Annotated in this window: 21 protein-coding genes; all 21 read right to left on the bottom strand. The window is 46.7% G+C overall.

The window, feature by feature from the left end; translation table 11 throughout:
• Positions 1 to 11: 11 nt before the first annotated feature.
• Positions 12 to 428, bottom strand: coding sequence for a F0F1 ATP synthase subunit epsilon (locus tag ICN13_RS07740; RefSeq protein ID WP_216139822.1), 417 nt, complete (start codon positions 426 to 428; stop codon positions 12 to 14).
• A 21-nt stretch (positions 429 to 449) separates the two neighbouring features.
• On the bottom strand, positions 450 to 1,850 hold the full coding sequence (gene atpD, locus ICN13_RS07735; RefSeq protein ID WP_087908781.1) for a F0F1 ATP synthase subunit beta: 1,401 nt from the start codon (positions 1,848 to 1,850) through the stop codon (positions 450 to 452).
• A 55-nt stretch (positions 1,851 to 1,905) separates the two neighbouring features.
• The gene (gene atpG, locus ICN13_RS07730; RefSeq protein ID WP_087908780.1) at positions 1,906 to 2,775 is read right to left on the bottom strand and encodes a F0F1 ATP synthase subunit gamma; all 870 of its coding nucleotides are present in this window, start codon (positions 2,773 to 2,775) and stop codon (positions 1,906 to 1,908) included.
• A 17-nt stretch (positions 2,776 to 2,792) separates the two neighbouring features.
• Positions 2,793 to 4,334, bottom strand: a complete 1,542-nt coding sequence (gene atpA, locus ICN13_RS07725) for a F0F1 ATP synthase subunit alpha (RefSeq protein ID WP_216139821.1) — start codon at positions 4,332 to 4,334, stop codon at positions 2,793 to 2,795.
• Positions 4,335 to 4,379: 45 nt separating this feature from the next.
• Positions 4,380 to 4,916: a F0F1 ATP synthase subunit delta gene (locus ICN13_RS07720; protein WP_216139820.1), complete on the bottom strand. Its 537-nt coding sequence runs from the start codon at positions 4,914 to 4,916 to the stop codon at positions 4,380 to 4,382.
• Between the two features lies 1 nt (position 4,917).
• Positions 4,918 to 5,388 (bottom strand): F0F1 ATP synthase subunit B, encoded by a 471-nt coding sequence (locus tag ICN13_RS07715; protein ID WP_068947668.1) that lies wholly within the window; start codon positions 5,386 to 5,388, stop codon positions 4,918 to 4,920.
• 63 nt (positions 5,389 to 5,451) lie between these two features.
• A complete protein-coding gene (gene atpE, locus ICN13_RS07710; protein ID WP_028818346.1) occupies positions 5,452 to 5,718 on the bottom strand; it encodes a F0F1 ATP synthase subunit C in 267 nt (88 codons plus the stop codon).
• A gap of 42 nt (positions 5,719 to 5,760) precedes the next feature.
• The gene (gene atpB / locus ICN13_RS07705) at positions 5,761 to 6,651 is read right to left on the bottom strand and encodes a F0F1 ATP synthase subunit A (protein WP_216139819.1); all 891 of its coding nucleotides are present in this window, start codon (positions 6,649 to 6,651) and stop codon (positions 5,761 to 5,763) included.
• A 31-nt stretch (positions 6,652 to 6,682) separates the two neighbouring features.
• Positions 6,683 to 7,171, bottom strand: a complete 489-nt coding sequence (locus ICN13_RS07700) for an ATP synthase subunit I (RefSeq protein WP_370622973.1) — start codon at positions 7,169 to 7,171, stop codon at positions 6,683 to 6,685.
• 22 nt (positions 7,172 to 7,193) lie between these two features.
• A complete protein-coding gene (locus ICN13_RS07695) occupies positions 7,194 to 8,087 on the bottom strand; it encodes a ParB/RepB/Spo0J family partition protein (protein ID WP_216139818.1) in 894 nt (297 codons plus the stop codon).
• Between the two features lie 22 nt (positions 8,088 to 8,109).
• Entirely contained in the window at positions 8,110 to 8,880 is a 771-nt protein-coding gene (locus tag ICN13_RS07690; RefSeq protein WP_216139817.1) for a ParA family protein, read from the bottom strand.
• Positions 8,881 to 8,899: 19 nt separating this feature from the next.
• Positions 8,900 to 9,568 carry a 16S rRNA (guanine(527)-N(7))-methyltransferase RsmG gene (gene rsmG, locus ICN13_RS07685; protein WP_216139816.1) on the bottom strand — a complete coding sequence of 223 codons (669 nt, stop codon included), beginning with the start codon at positions 9,566 to 9,568 and terminating at the stop codon, positions 8,900 to 8,902.
• Entirely contained in the window at positions 9,565 to 11,484 is a 1,920-nt protein-coding gene (gene mnmG, locus ICN13_RS07680; protein WP_216139815.1) for a tRNA uridine-5-carboxymethylaminomethyl(34) synthesis enzyme MnmG, read from the bottom strand. The genes rsmG and mnmG overlap by 4 nt, the downstream gene beginning before the upstream one ends.
• 106 nt (positions 11,485 to 11,590) lie before the next feature.
• On the bottom strand, positions 11,591 to 12,328 hold the full coding sequence (locus ICN13_RS07675) for a TSUP family transporter (protein WP_216139814.1): 738 nt from the start codon (positions 12,326 to 12,328) through the stop codon (positions 11,591 to 11,593).
• 114 nt (positions 12,329 to 12,442) lie between these two features.
• On the bottom strand, positions 12,443 to 13,372 hold the full coding sequence (locus tag ICN13_RS07670) for a branched-chain amino acid ABC transporter permease (protein ID WP_216139813.1): 930 nt from the start codon (positions 13,370 to 13,372) through the stop codon (positions 12,443 to 12,445).
• A 2-nt stretch (positions 13,373 to 13,374) separates the two neighbouring features.
• The gene (locus ICN13_RS07665) at positions 13,375 to 14,295 is read right to left on the bottom strand and encodes a branched-chain amino acid ABC transporter permease (protein ID WP_216139812.1); all 921 of its coding nucleotides are present in this window, start codon (positions 14,293 to 14,295) and stop codon (positions 13,375 to 13,377) included.
• A 14-nt stretch (positions 14,296 to 14,309) separates the two neighbouring features.
• On the bottom strand, positions 14,310 to 15,536 hold the full coding sequence (locus ICN13_RS07660; RefSeq protein ID WP_087908770.1) for an ABC transporter substrate-binding protein: 1,227 nt from the start codon (positions 15,534 to 15,536) through the stop codon (positions 14,310 to 14,312).
• Between the two features lie 22 nt (positions 15,537 to 15,558).
• A complete protein-coding gene (locus ICN13_RS07655; RefSeq protein ID WP_216139811.1) occupies positions 15,559 to 16,263 on the bottom strand; it encodes an ABC transporter ATP-binding protein in 705 nt (234 codons plus the stop codon).
• Positions 16,260 to 17,027, bottom strand: a complete 768-nt coding sequence (locus ICN13_RS07650; protein ID WP_216139810.1) for an ABC transporter ATP-binding protein — start codon at positions 17,025 to 17,027, stop codon at positions 16,260 to 16,262. Before ICN13_RS07650 ends, ICN13_RS07655 begins: the two co-directional genes overlap by 4 nt.
• 95 nt (positions 17,028 to 17,122) lie before the next feature.
• Positions 17,123 to 17,347: a DUF3717 domain-containing protein gene (locus tag ICN13_RS07645; RefSeq protein ID WP_216139809.1), complete on the bottom strand. Its 225-nt coding sequence runs from the start codon at positions 17,345 to 17,347 to the stop codon at positions 17,123 to 17,125.
• Between the two features lie 14 nt (positions 17,348 to 17,361).
• Positions 17,362 to 17,856: an SET domain-containing protein gene (locus ICN13_RS07640; protein WP_216139808.1), complete on the bottom strand. Its 495-nt coding sequence runs from the start codon at positions 17,854 to 17,856 to the stop codon at positions 17,362 to 17,364.

The following is a 17,856-nucleotide window of genomic DNA, read 5'->3' as shown; positions in this document are numbered from 1 at the left end:
GTGACCGGTAATTACTTCTTACGACGGAAGCGGGCAATAGCAGCCAGCTGTGCAGCAGCCATAGCGAACTCGGATTGGGCCAAAGCCAAATCAAAGTCAGTGCCACGGTTTTGCATTGCTTCTTCTGCACGCTTCTTAGCTTCGATTGCTTTTGCTTCGTCAAGATCATGACCACGAATAGCGGTATCCGCTAATACGGTGACGCGATCTGGCTGAACTTCTAAGTAACCACCAGCAACAAACACAAATTCTTCATCGCCGTTTGCCTTTTCAATACGAACAGAACCTGGACGAATGCGTGTAATTAATGGGGTGTGGCCATGCAAGATACCGAGCTCACCACCTTCGCCTGGAAGGGCTACAAACTTAGCCTCTCCACTGAAAATAGACTGCTCGGCACTAACTACGTCGACATGTATGTTTGACATAATTTCCCTAGATGAAAGCGATTAAAGCTTCTTAGCTTTCTCGATGGCTTCATCAATTGAACCCACCATGTAGAACGCTTGCTCAGGCAAGTGATCCAATTCGCCGCTGCAGATCATTTTGAAACCACGGATGGTCTCTTTCAATGGAACGTATTTGCCTGGTGAACCAGTAAATACTTCAGCAACGTGGAAAGGCTGGGACAAGAAACGCTGAATCTTACGAGCGCGTGATACAGCCAATTTGTCTTCTGGTGACAATTCGTCCATACCCAAAATCGCAATAATGTCGCGCAATTCTTTGTAGCGTTGCAATGTCATTTGAACATCGCGAGCTACTTCGTAGTGCTCTTGACCAACCACTTGTGGGTCAAGCTGACGGCTGGTCGAATCCAATGGATCAACTGCTGGGTAGATACCCAAAGCTGCAATGTCACGTGACAACACAACGGTGGAGTCTAAGTGTAAGAAGGTTGTCGCTGGTGACGGATCGGTCAAGTCATCCGCAGGAACGTAAACGGCCTGAATAGAAGTAACGGAACCAGTCTTAGTGGAGGTAATACGCTCTTGCAATTTACCCATCTCTTCAGCCAATGTAGGCTGATAACCCACAGCAGAAGGCATACGACCGAGCAACGCAGAAACTTCAGTACCAGCCAATGTATAACGATAAATATTGTCAACGAAGAACAAAATGTCACGGCCTTCGTCGCGGAATGCTTCAGCCATGGTCAAACCAGTCAACGCAACGCGCAAACGGTTACCAGGAGGCTCGTTCATCTGACCAAATACCATCGCTACTTTGTCGATAACGTTCGATTCTTTCATCTCGTGGTAGAAGTCATTACCTTCACGAGTACGCTCACCAACACCAGCAAACACGGACAAACCTGAGTGTTGCTTAGCGATGTTGTTAATCAATTCCATCATGTTCACGGTCTTACCAACACCCGCGCCACCAAACAAGCCAACCTTACCGCCTTTAGCGAACGGGCAAACTAGGTCAATAACCTTAATACCGGTTTCGAGCAAGTCAATTGAAGGGGAGAGCTCATCAAACTTTGGTGCTGGCTGGTGAATAGCGCGACGCTCTTCAGTAGCAATCGGACCTGCATCATCAATAGGGCGTCCCAAGACGTCCATGATGCGACCCAATGTTGCAGGGCCTACAGGAACAGAAATTGGCTTTCCAGTAGATTTCACTTCCATGCCACGACGCAAGCCATCGCTTGCGCCCATGGCAATTGCGCGGACTACGCCATCACCGATTTGTTGCTGAACTTCAAAGGTCAAACCTTTTTCAGCAAATGATTTTTCACCACTATCAACTAATGTCAAGGCATCATAGATGCTTGGCATTTTGTCGCGTGGGAACTGAATGTCCACCACTGGACCGATACATTGGACGATATTTCCGTTACTCATCGCATTTCTCCGCTTTTAATTCCTAAATTCTTTCGTATTCCTAAATGCTGACCGCTTAAACAGCAGCCGCTCCGCCAACAATTTCAGACAACTCTTTGGTAATAGCAGCTTGTCGTGTTTTGTTGTAATCCAATTGCAATTCGCCGATCACGTTCTTTGCGTTATCTGAAGCGGCCTTCATTGAGACCATGCGAGCAGATTGCTCAGAAGCCATATTTTCAGCAACAGCCTGATAAATCATTGCCTCAACATAACGCTTTAATAGGCCATTCAAAATGGACTCTGCGTCAGGTTCGTAGATGTAATCCCAAGATGGTCCTGCTTTGTCCTCAGGAGTCAGATCGGCTGGCTCCAAAGGCAACAGCTTTTCCAAAACAGGCTCTTGTTTCATTGCATTTACAAAGCGGGTGTATGCCAAATAAACAGCATCTATCTCGCCGCGCTCAAACGCTTCTAACTGGGCAGTAATTGCGCCAATCAAAACATCCAAATGCGGTGTATCACCAATTTGAATGGTTTGAGAAATCAGTTTTGCTTTTGAGCGATTCAAAAATTGCAGGCCTTTCGAACCAATTGCGGTATACGCAATCTCAATATTTTTTTCCTGCAAATCGCGCACTTGGTTTGCAATCAAACGCAAGACGTTGGTATTTAAACCACCGCACAAGCCTTTATCTGTTGTAACCAAAATAGTGCCGGCCTTCTTAACTTCGCGAGTGGCCATATAAGCAGGGCGGAACTCAGGATTAGCTTTAGAAAGATTGGCAACAATTTCACGAATTTTTTCAGCATAAGGACGCGCATTACGCATGCGCTCCTGGGCGCGACGCATCTTGGATGCGGCGACCATTTCCATTGCCTTCGTGATCTTGCGCGTGTTTTGCACGCTCTTGATCTTTGATCGTATCTCTTTTGTGCTTGCCATGATTTATGCGAGCCCTCTTAGAAAGAGGCTGAACGCTTGTAATCCTCAATTGCAGCACGCAAAGCAGCTTCGTCATCTTTGCTGAGATCTTTGGTTTCTTCAATACGTGCCACTAAGTCAGCGTATTTAGATTTCAAGTGATCTTGCAAGCCTTTTTCGAATGCCAACACGTTCTTCACTTCGAGATCATCAAAGAAGCCATTGTTAACAGCATAGAGTGAGGCAGCCATTTCCCAAACTTGGAGTGGCCTGTACTGGGCTTGTTTACACAATTCTGTAACGCGACGACCACGCTCGAGCTGCTTGCGAGTTGCTTCGTCAAGATCGGAAGCAAACTGAGCAAACGCTGCTAATTCACGATACTGCGCCAAGTCGGTACGAATACCGCCAGACAATTTCTTAATGACTTTAGTTTGAGCTGCACCACCAACGCGGGAAACAGAAATACCAGCGTTAATCGCAGGACGCACACCAGCATTGAACAAGTCAGTTTCCAAGAAGATCTGACCGTCTGTAATCGAAATCACGTTGGTCGGAACGAATGCAGAAACGTCACCAGCTTGAGTTTCAATGATTGGCAATGCTGTCAAAGAACCGGTTTTACCTTTAACTGCACCGTTGGTGAACTTCTCAACGTACTCAGCATTTACACGAGCAGCGCGCTCGAGCAAACGTGAGTGGAGGTAGAACACGTCACCAGGATAAGCTTCGCGGCCTGGTGGGCGGCGGAGCAATAAGGAAATTTGACGATAAGCAACGGCTTGTTTGGTCAAGTCATCATAAACAATCAAAGCGTCTTCGCCGCGATCACGGAAGTATTCACCCATGGTGCAACCTGCGTATGCAGAGAGGTACTGCATCGCTGCAGACTCAGAAGCACTCGCTGCAACAACTACGGTGTACTCCATCGCGCCCAATTCAGTGAGCTTGCGAACAACGTTAGCAATGGTTGAAGCTTTTTGACCAATAGCAACATAAACGCAATAAACGCCTTTGCCTTTTTGGTTAATGATTGCGTCAACCGCAACAGCTGTCTTACCTGTTTGGCGGTCGCCAATGATCAACTCGCGCTGACCACGACCAATTGGAACCATCGCATCAATCGCCTTCAAACCAGTTTGAACTGGCTGGCTAACAGATTGACGTGCGATAACGCCAGGAGCAACTTTTTCAATAAAGTCAGTTAACTTGGTATTGATTGGGCCTTTGCCATCAATCGGCTGACCAAGCGCGTTTACAACGCGACCGAGCAACTCTGGGCCAACTGGAACTTCCAAAATGCGGCCAGTACATTTAACTGAGTCGCCTTCTTTAATGTGGGTGTACTCACCCAACACCACAGCACCAACAGAATCGCGCTCAAGGTTCAAAGCAAGGCCGATTGTGTTGTTCGGAAACTCCAACATTTCGCCCTGCATCACACCAGACAAACCGTGTACACGGCAAATACCGTCGGTCACTGAAATTACAGTGCCTTCGTTGCGAGACTGGGTATCAACACCCATTTCGCTAATTCGGCTTTTGATCAGCTCGCTGATCTCGGAAGGGTTGAGTTGCATTACTTACTCCTGGGTCTTATTTCGTATGTTCTTAATAGGGATAACTTATGCGCCAAGACTTGCTTGCATTTGAGCTAACCGTGCCTTTACGGAACTATCCATTACTTCGTCACCAACTTGAACGCGGACACCGCCAATCAAAGTTGGATCAATCTGAATAGTAGGGCGCAAATCTTTACCCCCAAAGCGCTTCTTCAAACTTGACAACAAATCATTTAGTGCACTTCCTTCGATAGGGAATGCGCTGGTAATCATTACTTCTGCTGCACCTTCGCTCTTGTTTTTCATCGCCTCAAATTGACTTGCAATTTCAGGGATGGCTGCCAAGCGATGACTTTGATTCACAAGACTTAAAAAGCTTGCTACTTTTCCATCTAACTTCGTCTTCACCATGCCAGATAGGAGCTTGGTTAAATCATCTGCAGAAACTTTTGGGTTGTTGGATAAGCCAGCAACTTCAGGTTGCGCAGCAAGCTGGGCCAACTCGTTAAGCTGCTCCAAGATTGAAGCAAGCTCAGCAGGCTTAGCACTTTGAAAAAGTGCTTCAGCATAAGGGCGAGCAATCGTGGCTAACTCAGCCATATCAAAGCTCTGCCTTAAGTTGGTCTAGCAATGCGCCGTGGGCCTTAGCGTCTACTTCCCGACGCAAAATTTGCTCAGCACCTTTTACAGCCAATACAGCAACCTCAGCACGCAAAACTTCGCGAGCACGTGTTACTTGTTGGTCTGCATCTTCTTTTGCTTGAGAAATAATGCGGGTTGCTTCAGCTTGTGCGTTAGCACGGATTTCATCGGCTGACATTTGTGCGCGCTTTTCTGCTTCAGCTACACGCAGCACACCTTCTTGGCGCGCTTTTGAGAGCTCTAATTCAGCAGCATTATTAGCAAGTGCTAATTCTTCTTTTCCGCGCTCGGCAGCAGCCAAACCATCAGCAATTTTGGTTGAACGCTCATCTAGCGCCTTAACCAGCGGTGGCCACACGAAGCGTGCAACAACCCACCATAAGACGAAGAAGACGATCATTTGCGCGAATAGGGTCGCGTTCAGATTCACGATATTCCTTTCAGTATTGTTGAGAACGGTTGGATGACCCTGTGGTCATCCACGCCAAAACAATTACTTAATAACTGCGAGCAGTGGGTTTGCGAAAGCAAACAACATTGCAACACCAACGCCGATCAAAAACGCAGCGTCGATCAAACCAGCCAACAGGAACATTTTGGTTTGCAATTCGTTGATGAGTTCTGGTTGACGGGCAGCGCCCTCAATGAACTTACCACCCATGAGGCCAATGCCCAAACAGGCTCCTAAAGCGCCGAGGCCGATGATGAGGCCAATACCGATAGCGGTTAGTCCTTGAATGTTGGCTAAGAATGCTTGCATGTTTACTCCTAAGTATTGAAAGTGAGGTTAAAAATAAAAAAGTTAATGGTGACTATGAGCTTGGCCTATGTAAACCAAAGTCAACATCATGAAAATAAATGCTTGCAACAAAATGACCAAGATGTGGAAGATTGCCCAAGCAGAGCCAGCGAGCACGTTGCCCACAAAGCCAAGCATGTACAAATCAAAATTAAAGGTCCACATACTTCCTAAGAGGGCGATCAACAAAAAGATCAATTCGCCCGCATACATATTTCCAAAAAGTCGCATTCCCAAAGAAACGCCTTTAGCAACATACTCAATGATGTTGAGGATTAAATTGAATGGGGCTAAGTACCACTTTGCGCCGAATGGGGCTGAGACAAGCTCATGCATAAAGCCGCCAAGGCCTTTTACCTTAAAGCTATAGAAGAAGACTAATAGCAATACTGAGAAAGACATGCCAAGAGTGGCATTCAAGTCGGTGGTTGGAACAATCTTATGGTGTGGCACGTGCACGCCAAAACCTTCAATAAAGTGATTTACGCCAACAACCCAATCCACTGGAACCAAATCAAGAGTGTTTAACAAAATAATCCAGCAAAAAACGAATAGTGCTAGAGGTGCAATGTAGGATCTGTCGCCATGAACAATTCCCTTTGACTGGGTCTCGACCATCTCAACCAGCATTTCAACTAAACATTGAAAGCGGCCTGGTACGCCAGGGGAGGCTCTGCGCGCTGCAATCACCAGCAAAAGGACTGCGATCAACCCCATCAGGGTGGTCCAGAACATGGTGTCTAAATGAATAACGCTGAAATCAATAATGGACTGCTGTGGCCCACCAATATTGTTAAGGTTTTGCAGATGTTCTGCAATGTAGGCTGTAGGTGTAAGCGCTTCTGTGGCCGCGTGGTGGCCAACTTCTGCTGCTGCGTTAACTTCGCTAGACATCTATTACTTGTCCTTGTTTATTTGCTTCTTGTTACTTCCAAAACCACGCCAACAAGTAACACTTGAGGGTAGCCAAATAAGTAACAAGCAACGGGATCCATTTCAAATCAGGCTGCTTTAGGGCAAAGCCTATGAACAAAACGATAGTTGCTAGGATTTTGATAAATTCACCAGAAACCACTGCCGCCAAAAAGCCGCCGGGGCTAGATTTGATGCTCTTTTTTGCCGCCTCTATGCGCATTAAAAACAACGCGGAAGGCAAAAATCCAATCAAACCGCCTACTAAAGCCGAATAAGTATAAACGTTTTTGTCAGCCAGACTTGAAAAAACATAGCAGGTACCAGCAATTACTAGGGTGATAACAACCTGACTCAGAACAACCCACCATGAGTTGATTGAAGCAAAATTGCGCGGTTTTGCTTTGCGCAATGCATCCATTTCCTCTTTGCTAAGAGTTTTAAAGGAGTCTTCCTCGATTTCGTCCCATTGGCGCTTAGTAGCTGGCTGATTTTTATTCACTAAATTGATTTCTCAAAGGTCATTAATCAGCTGCAATACCCAACTTTTTTAATAAGGAATCAAGCTCATCAAACTGGCTAAAGCCAATGCGGAGCTCGCCGCCCTTGCCTTTGAGCTTAAATTCGACGTTTAGGCCTATTAAATCAGCGATTTCTTGGGAAAGGCGACGCATGTCAGGATCGCGACTGGGGGAACTGGCCCCCGCCTTGCTTTTGGGCTTCTTGTCGCCAATCTGGCCTCCAGCGATTGCCAAAGCTGCTGACATTTTTTCCGCCTCACGCACAGATAGGCCTTGGGCGGCAATTCTTTGAGCCAAAGCAACCTGGCTAGCTCCCGGGAGGGGCAATAGGGCGCGGGCATGGCCCATATCGATATCACCAGCCAAAAGCATTGCCTGCACAGGCTTTGCGAGCTGGGCTAGGCGCAACAGGTTGGTAATGGCGCTGCGAGACTTGCCAACTGCTTTTGCAGCCTGTTCATGGGTAAAGCCAAACTCTTCAATCAGCCTTGCCAGGCCTTGCGACTCTTCAAGGGGATTTAAATCTTCCCTTTGCATGTTTTCAACCAAAGCCATTGCTGCTGCAGCTTGGTCATCTGCACTAGAAACCAAAACGGGGACTTCTTTTAGCCCAGCAATTGTGGCCGCACGAAAGCGTCGTTCGCCGGCAATGATTTCATATTTGCCTGGAGCCACAAGTCTGACCAATAGTGGTTGCATTACACCTTGTTCACGAATGCTCTCTGCCAGTTCTTGCAACGCGCCAGATTCCATTTTTTGACGCGGCTGATATTTACCGGCCTGCAACGCAGTTAATGGCAGACGATTAATTTCTGCTGTTGAATTTACTTGAGAGGTTTTCTCGCCGAGCAGCGCCTCTAATCCTCTGCCCAAACCTTTTTTCTTAATTGCAACCATGGTGTTTTATCTTCTTAAAAAATTACATGTGTTTGATGCGCTCAACCATCTCAGCGCCAAACTCTAAATAGGCTTTTGCACCGCGTGATGACTTATCAAACGCAACGCCAGGAAGCCCATAAGATGGGGCCTCAGCAAGGCGTACATTGCGCGGAATAATCGTCTTAAATACTTTGTCGCCGAAGTGCTCTAGCAGTTGATCAGAAACTTGTTGTTGTAGCGTCATGCGCGCATCAAACATCACGCGCAATAAACCAATAATCACTAAATCGGGATTTAAATTTGCATGCACTTGCTTGATGGTGTTTACTAAATCTGACAATCCTTCAAGTGCAAAATATTCACACTGCATTGGCACGATGACGCCATTTGCTGCACACAGTCCATTGAGCGTTAACAATGACAATGCAGGCGGACAATCGATCAAAATAAAATCGTAATCATTTGCCACTGCAGCTAACGCATCTTTCAAGCGAGATTCGCGCGCATCAATATCTACTAATTCAATTTCTGCACCAGCTAAATCACGATTTGCGGGCAACACGTCATATCCAGAGCTCTCACAACGTTGAGCACAATCTTTTACTGAAGCCAAACCAATTAAAACTTGGTAAACGCTGTTATTTAAATCTGCCTTCTCAACCCCAGAGCCCATGGTGGCATTGCCCTGTGGATCCAAATCTACCAACAACACTCGCTGCTTCAGGCCGGCCAGGCCGGCGGCCAAATTTACAGCGGTGGTAGTCTTGCCAACACCACCTTTTTGATTCGCGATACAGAATATTTTTGCCATAGCTACTTTGTGACTTTGCTTAAGAGGTGAGGGGTGATTTTCTCATGGGGGTTAAGACCAAAAGGCGTCTTTCCACCGATAAATTGGGTATATGCAAGGGTTCATCTGCCAATAAGCGCCAGTCATTCATACAAACCGCCTGCATCTCTTCATCTGCGCGCTTGCCTTTCATTGCAAACACCAGACCATCGGGCTTTAAAAAAGGCAATGACAAGTCTAAAAAGCGCGCAAGATTCGTAAATGCTCGAGAAATAACGGCATCAAACTGGGCTGGTTGTTGCACTGCAACATCTTCAACGCGCTCGCTCAACACTTCGATATTTTTTAGCTTCAACTTTCCCCGCACATGCTGCAAGAAAGCAGTCTTCTTTCTGACCGCCTCGATTAGGGTCAAGCGCCACTCGGGCTCCACAATAGCAATCGGAATTGCGGGAAGGCCGCCGCCAGAACCTAAATCTGCAATGCTGGGATTTTGACTTTTTAAAAACTGCCTCAAAACCGGTAAAACTGCAATAGAATCAATAAGATGAAGGCTGATTGAATCCTTTTCGCCCTCAATCGCGGTTAGGTTATGCACCTGATTCCAGCGTCCCATCTCTTGCAAAAAAAGCTCTAAATTAGCAATATTTGCGTCATTTAAATTTAAACCGAGCTCGGCAATTCCCAGAGCAAGCAAGCTCTCGCTCATGTGGTTTCTTGGGCGCGGCCCAAACCCTTTTTAAGGTGAACCAAAAGCAAAGAGAGTGCGGCCGGAGTTACTCCGGATATCCTGCCTGCCTGTCCCAATGTTTCTGGCTTATGTAGGTTCAGCTTTTGCTGAACCTCTTTGGATAGACCCAATACATTTGAATAATCCAAAGATTCGGGCAGGGGGAATGTTTCGTTATGTTCTTGGCGAGCAATTTCAACCGCCTGGCGATCAATATAGCCTTGATATTTGACCGAAATTTCCACTTGATCACTAATTTGAGCTGCAAGCCCAATGTCATCGTCCAAAACCCCGGGCGACCATAATCCATCGCCCAAGCTTGTAATTGCCTCATAAGTTACGCCCGGACGACGTAATAGCTCGGTTAAATTGCACTCGTGGGACAAGTCTTGGCCTAAAAGATCGGAAACCAGGGCGGCCGCCTCATGCTTTGGGCCCACCCAAATATCCTGAAGACGAGATGTTTCACGTGAAACAGCTTCTTGTTTTCTACAAAATACTTCCCAGCGATAGTCGTCTACCAAACCGAGGTCTCGTCCAATTGCTGTTAAACGCATATCTGCGTTATCTTCCCGCAAGCTAAGGCGGTATTCCGCTCGGCTAGTAAACATCCGATAGGGCTCTTGAACGCCACGAGTAATCAAATCGTCCACCAAAACGCCAATATAAGACTCGCTGCGCTTGGGCAGCCAAGGCTCTTTACCTTTAGAGGCCAAACCAGCATTAATTCCCGCCAGCATTCCTTGGGCTGCAGCCTCTTCATAACCCGTGGTGCCATTGATCTGCCCAGCAAAGTAAAGCCCACCAATAGCCCTGGTTTCTAAGCTATGGCGCAATTGGCGCGGATCAAAGAAATCATATTCAATGGCGTAGCCAGGGCGAACAATGACAGCTGACTCTAGACCTCGAATGCTGCGGACCAAATCCCATTGAATATCAAAAGGCAGACTTGTAGAGATTCCATTGGGATAAAACTCATTGGTAGTTAAGCCTTCTGGCTCCAAAAAGATCTGGTGGCTATTTCTAGAGGCAAAACGATGAATTTTGTCCTCAATAGAAGGGCAGTAGCGTGGGCCAACCCCCTCAATTACCCCGGTATACATTGGGGAGCGGTCTAAGCCGCCCCGAATAATGTCATGAGTCTTTTCATTTGTGTGAGAAATCCAGCAAGGCACTTGCTTTGGATGTTGTTCTGGGCGCCCTAAATAAGAGAAAACTGGGACTGGATCGAGATCTCCAGGCTGCTCAAGCATGACTGAAAAGTCGATGGTTCGGCCGTCAATTCGGGGCGGGGTACCAGTCTTTAATCTTCCCTGAGGAAGCTTTAACTCTTTTAAGCGCGCAGACAATGAAGCTGCCGCAGGATCACCAGCGCGGCCACCAGCATAATTATTTAAGCCAACATGGATTTTTCCATCCAAAAAGGTTCCGGCAGTCAAAACCACCTTTTTGGCCATAAACTCTAGGCCCATTTGGGTTACGACGCCCTGAACCTCGTCGCCCTTTACCAAAAGATCATCTACCGCAGCCTGAAAAAGGGTCAGATTCGGCTGATTTTCTAAACGGCGGCGAATTGCTGCTTTATATAAGATGCGATCACCTTGGGCGCGGGTCGCTCGGACGGCCGGGCCTTTACTGGAATTTAGAATACGAAATTGGATGCCGGCCTCATCGGTTGCTGCAGCCATAGCGCCGCCCATGGCATCAATTTCTTTAACCAGGTGGCCTTTGCCAATCCCTCCAATAGAAGGGTTGCAACTCATTGCCCCCAAGCTCTCAATGCTATGGGTAATTAATAGGGTGTCGCATCCCATGCGTGCCGATGCGAGGGCGGCCTCAGTCCCGGCGTGGCCGCCGCCAACTACGATGACATCGAAACTTTTGGAATAACGCATGATTTGCCTCAGATAGGGCGATGATCATAGCATTTTGTTTGTTTCACGTGAAACAAAAGTGGTGAAAAAACCTAGAAAGATAAGCGGCGTTTTTTAAGTCTTTGATTTAATTCAAGAAATAGGCATTCCACGCAGACTTGAGGATCAGCACACTCACAATTAAGAGGAAAGCCTTCCTGACAAAGGCGCTCCCATGCTTAATTGCAAGTCGACTGCCAAATTGGCTACCTGCAATATTGGCAATCATCATGGCAATGCCAAGAGGCCAATTAATTTGACCAAGGCTAGCCAGCATCAGAATTGCTGCCAAGTTTGTTGCAACGTTCACGAGCTTAGTTGCGGCAGAGGCATGCAAAAAATCAAAGGCAAAAAATCTCACAAAGCCAAACAGCAAAAAGCTGCCGGTGCCGGGGCCGAAAAAGCCATCATAAAAACCGATTATTAATCCCAGAAGAACGGCTTTGAATTGCTGAAAGCGGCTCTTTTCCTTTGGCGCATGCTGCTCTCCCAATGAAGGCTGAAACCAGGTGTAGAACAAAAGAAAGAGCAGTAAAAACGGCAAAGCTTTTCGCAATGGCTCTGCCGGAAAATTGCTAACGGCGTTGGCGCCCAAAAGAGAACCGACAAAACCAGCCACGATCGCAGGTAAAACAATTGCCCATGGCAATGAAACGTGGCGCAAATATCTTCGCGCAGCATTGAGAGTCCCGCCAATAGCAGAAACTTTATTAGTAGAAAGAAGTGTTGCTGGCGGGGCCTCTGGGTAGGCCGCAAACAAAGCCGGGACCTGAATCAAGCCGCCGCCGCCAGCCACTGCATCAACTAAGCCAGCAAAAAAGGCCATGGCTAGAAGCAGGGGCCAAATGTAAATTGAAAATTCGATGAGAGTCTCTTTTATTTAAATGAGTGCGGCGAGTGCGCCGCACTAAAACCAAATAATAAAAGGAAAAACAAAAACTCAGTTTTTGTTTTTGTAGTGCGCAACAATTTCGCCTACTACACCGCGACGGAATGCCAAGACACAAATCACAAAAATAAAGCCTGTTGCAATCGTGCTCCAGGAACCAATGTTTGCTAAGTAATTTTGCAAACCCACCACGATGCCAGCACCAACCACTGGGCCAAGAATAGTTCCCATGCCACCAAGCAAGGTCATCAACACCACTTCGCCAGACATGTGCCAATGAACATCGGTCAATGTTGCTAATTGGAATACCAAAGACTTCATCGACCCAGCCAAACCAGAGAGGGCGGCTGAAATTACAAAAGACATTAGCTTGAAGCGATCAACGTCATAACCCAAAGAAATAGCGCGCGGCTCATTTTCTCGAATTGCTTTTAAGACCTGACCAAATGGCGAGTTAACAGCGCGCATGATGAGCGCAAAACCAAACAAGAAAACTGCAAGAACAAAGTAGTACATGGCGACATCATTTTTTAGATCTATAAGACCAAATAGCATTCCGCGCGGTACACCTTGAATGCCATCTTCACCGCCCGTAAATGGCATCTGGACCGCCAAAAAGTAAATCATTTGCGAGAGAGCCAAGGTAACCATTGCAAAATAAATGCCTTGGCGACGAATTGCCAAAGAGCCAATGATGAATCCAAGCGCGCCCGAACCAAGCACACCCAAGACAATTCCCAGCTCCGGGGCAAAGCCCGCCTCTTTGCAAAGGTAGGCAGTAATGTAAGCGGAAGTTCCAAAAAATGCTGCGTGACCAAAGGATAAAAGTCCGGTGAAGCCAAGCAGCAAATTGAAAGCACAAGCAAATAGGGCAAAACACAAAACCTTCATTGCAAAAACCAAATAGATGAAGTCCTGAAACGGCAATAACAAAGCAATTAAAACTAGAATGCCGTAAAGCAGTTTTGTTTTTTGATTCATGATTATTTTTCCCGCCCAAACAGTCCAGCAGGACGAATCAACAAAACAATTGCCATGATCACAAAGATCACTACGCCAGAAGCCTCTGGGTAGAACACTTTTGTGAGCCCCTCAATCAGGCCCAAACCCAGGCCAGTCAAAATGGCGCCCATGATTGAGCCCATTCCACCGATGACTACCACTGCGAACACCACAATAATCAGGTTCGAACCCATCAATGGGTTAACTTGAAAGATTGGGGCAGCCAAAACACCGGCAAAGCCAGCGAGGCCAACGCCATAAGCGTAAGCCAAAGAAATCATCAAAGGAACATTGATACCAAAAGCTTGGAGTAGTTTTGGGTTTTCAGTTCCGGCGCGCAAGTAGGCGCCCAACTTTGTTCTCTCGATTACATACCAAGTGGAGAAACAAACCACCAAAGAAATAGCAACCACCCACATACGATATTTCGGCAAAATGATGCCAATCGATTCCAGTGGAATGGCGCCCTGTAAAAGTTCTGGGGCCGGATAGCTCTCGCCAGAAATTCCGTACCAATGACGGAACATGCCCTCAATAATTAAAGCCAGACCAAAAGTCAGTAAGAGGCCATACAAATGATCAAGGTGATACAAGCGACGCAACATCGTGCGCTCAAGAATCAAACCAAACCCCGCCAACACAAGCGGAACAATAATTAATGCAAACCAATAATTAATCGATAAATCAGGAAAGCCCAGCCATTGGCTAATTTGAGTTAGGCCAATCCAGGCAATAAAAGCACCCATGGTGTACTGGGCGCCGTGTGCAAAATTAATGATGTTGAGAAGGCCAAAAATAATGGCCAGCCCCAAACTCAATATGGCATAAAACGAGCCATTGATAAGCCCCACCAAGAGCTGGGCTACCAGCCCTTGAGGGGTAATTCCGAGAAGTTCAAACATGCTTAAGGGATGAATTACTTATTAGTAACCAACTTGCATCGTGACAATGAAAGTGGTTGTGTCGCTTCAGCAGCAGGAATCACTGCACGAACGTTGTAATAATCCCATGGGCTTGTTGACTCAGAAGGCTTCTTCACTTCAAGCAGATACATATCATGCTCAAACTTACCATCAGCACGAATCTTGCCTTTGAAAAGACCGTCATCAATGTTGGTGGACTTAAGAGCCTTCATTACAGCCTGAGTATCATCCGTGCCGGCCTTTTGTACTGCATTTAAGTAGGCAAGAACTGAAGAGTAAACGCCAGCCTGAACGCTGGATGGCATACGCTTATGTTGCAAGATGAAGCGTTTTGCGAAAGCGCGGGTCTTGTCGTCCTTATCCCAATAGAAGCCCTCGGTTAGGTACATGCCTTGTGCGGCATTTAAACCTAAAGAGTGAACATCGGTAATAAACATCAACAAAGGAACAACGGTTTGTTTTTTGTTGATACCAAACTCTGAGGCCTGTTTCACACTATTAATGGTGTCTTGACCAGCATTCGCAAGTGCAACAACGTCTGCGCCACTAGCCTGAGCCTTTAAGAGGTATGAAGAGAAGTCGCTGTTAGGAAACGGGTGCTTGCTGGTTCCCAATACCTTACCGCCGTTGGCCGTAAGAACGTTGGTTGAATCTCTTTCTAAGGCGGCACCGAATGCGTAATCAGCAGTTAAGAAATACCAATTCTTTTTACCCTGCTTTACAACCGCCTTCGCTGTACCGTTTGAAAGCGCATACGTGTCATACGTCCAGTGAACGTTGTTGGCAGTGCATTTTTCATTGGTAATCGGCAAAGATGCTGCACCAGATACCAGGGTAATTTTGTTCTTTTGCTCAGCCACTTCCATTACAGCAAGCGCAACGTTGGTTGAAACCAACTCAACAATCACGTCAACACCATCTTTGTCGTACCACTCACGAGCCTTGTTTGCAGCAATATCAGCCTTGTTTTGATGATCTGCGCTTAAAAGCTCAATCTTTTTACCAATAACAGTGCCGTCTTTAGAAAAATCGGCAATTGCCATTTTTGCCGCGATTACAGCTCCAGGCCCAGCCAAATCAGAATAGGTAGAGGAAAGATCGGTTAATACGCCGATCTTAACTACATCCCCGCTCACTTTTGCACCGCTTTGTGCGAAGGCTGGATTGCCACCAAACATGGTTGCTGCAACCAGACACGCGGTTATTTGCTTTAACTTCATTTCTATCTCCTATAGATCAGAACTAAACACCAAGATACTCATTTAATAAGGATGCTTTTGCAGCAAGCTCACTCTGTTGCACCACCTCAACCACATTTCCATGCTCAACCACATAATGGCAATCAGCCAAGGGTGCAGCAAAGCGGAAATTTTGCTCAACCAGAACAATCGTGAACCCTTTATTGCGCAAGCTGGTTACAACTTCACCTAGTTTTTGCACAATCACAGGGGCCAAGCCTTCTGTAATTTCATCGAGCAGCAATAATTTGGCGCCCGTCCTTAAAATGCGCGCCATAGCCAACATTTGCTGCTCACCACCAGACAATCTCGTTCCTGGACTGTTCCGTCTTTCATATAAGTTTGGAAACATTTCATAAATCTCATCCAAACCCATCCCGCCTGGCGCAATTTCTGGTAACAGCAAAAGATTTTCTTCGGCGCTTAGACTTCCAAAAATACCCCGCTCTTCAGGGCAATAACCAACACCTAAACGAGCAATTTTGTAAGTCGGCATGGAGATTGTTTCGGTGCCATAAACCCCCACAGAACCCGTTCTCTTGCTTGTAAGGCCCAAAATGGTTTTAAGGATCGTGCTTCGGCCAGCACCATTTCTGCCCAATAGGGTGACAACCTCTCCATCGCGCACAGCGAAATTCACGCCATGCAGAATATGAGACTCCCCATACCAAGACTCTAAATTTTTAACCTCTAGGGCCATAGCGCTCATAGCTTGTCGCCCCCGTGGCTGCCCATGTAGGCCTCAACCACCAGTGGGTTGTTTGATACCTCGTGATAAGAGCCTTCAGCCAAAACTGAGCCTCGCTGCAATACAGTGATGCGATCCGCAATAGAAGAAACCACCTTCATATTGTGCTCTACCATCAATATCGTGCGGCCCTTGGCCACCCGATCAATTAGCTCTGTTACGCGCTCCACATCTTCGTGACCCATTCCCTGGGTAGGCTCATCAAGCAGCATCAACTCTGGCTCCATAGCTAAAGTTGTGGCAATCTCGAGAGCTCTTTTGCGACCATAGGCTAAATTGAGAGTTTCTTCATTGGCAAAACCCTCTAGGCCAACCTCGTGCAAGAGCTCAAGAGCACGCTCATTAAGCACCCGCAATGAATCGCCTGATTTCCAAAAATTAAACTCTGTGCCCAATCCTCGCTGCAGTGCAACACGAACATTTTCGAGCACAGTCAAATGTGGAAAAACAGCAGAAATCTGAAAAGAACGGATAACGCCCCTTCGTGCTATCTGCGCCGGAGCCTCGTTTGTAATGTCGAGTCCATTAAATAAAATTTGCCCGCTACTGGGCTCAAGAAATTTGGTTAACAAATTAAAACAGGTGGTTTTGCCAGCCCCATTTGGGCCAATTAAGGCGTGAATGGTCCCCCTGCTTACATCCAGGTTTACATCACTAACAGCGGAAAACCCCTTAAAGGATTTGCCAAGCCCAATTGTTTTTAATATTGTTTCTTGCAATCTCATGCCCCCTACCCCTCATTTGAGGCAAGAGTTTGAGGATAACCCAAGATAGACCTGCTTTATATAGCAATAACCCTAAACCCATTAATACTTGGGCCCTATGAGTTTTGGTTGATTTTTATAAATTTTTGAATTGCGGTGCGCGCAAGCTCATCCAAAACATCCAATGGAACGCGTTGTGCGCCCTGAACAATCATTAGTGCGTAAGGTTTTGCAAGGGCAGCAGCTTCGGGACACAAACGAAGCTCCTCACCTTCTGCTGGGGATTGGCTGCGCCAATAATTAATGGCGGCCTCAAGCTCCTGAATACTTACATACAACATGGGTTATCGGTGTCTTACTTTTCTTCAATGGCAAGCATTGTGCCGCGACATTTTTTGGCGCCACAACGGCACTCGTAGTCTTTTTTCATCTGCTTGGTAACGCGGCCATCAACATCAAGAGAGTAGTCATAAAAAAGCTCTTCGCCAATCTTTAGTGCGCGCTTGGCGTAAATAAAAACTCGTGGCTCACCATCATATATACCCTCTTTGGTCTCACAGCTTGGCTTGCAAGAGTGGTTGATCCAACGGGCAGCGTTGCCACCATACTTTGCATCAATCACTCGGCCATCATCTAAAGAAAAATAAAAGGTATGGTTGGGGTCTTTCTTATCATGCGGATGACGCTTGATAGCCAGCTTCCAGCTAATGCGCTCCCCTTTGTATTCAATGATTGCTTGGCCTTTTTTAATTGGCTTTGCTACAAAAACGCCCTTGCCATGAATGGGCGAGGATTTAACAACAATAGAAGACCGATCCACCTTGGGGGGTGTTATTTTTTTTGATTTCAT

It is taken from the genome of Polynucleobacter sp. MWH-Berg-3C6, from assembly GCF_018881855.1.
Taxonomy (GTDB): Bacteria; Pseudomonadota; Gammaproteobacteria; order Burkholderiales; family Burkholderiaceae; genus Polynucleobacter.
The sequence above is the reverse complement of the archived record's forward strand: the minus strand, read 5'-3'. Positions and strand labels throughout refer to the sequence as shown.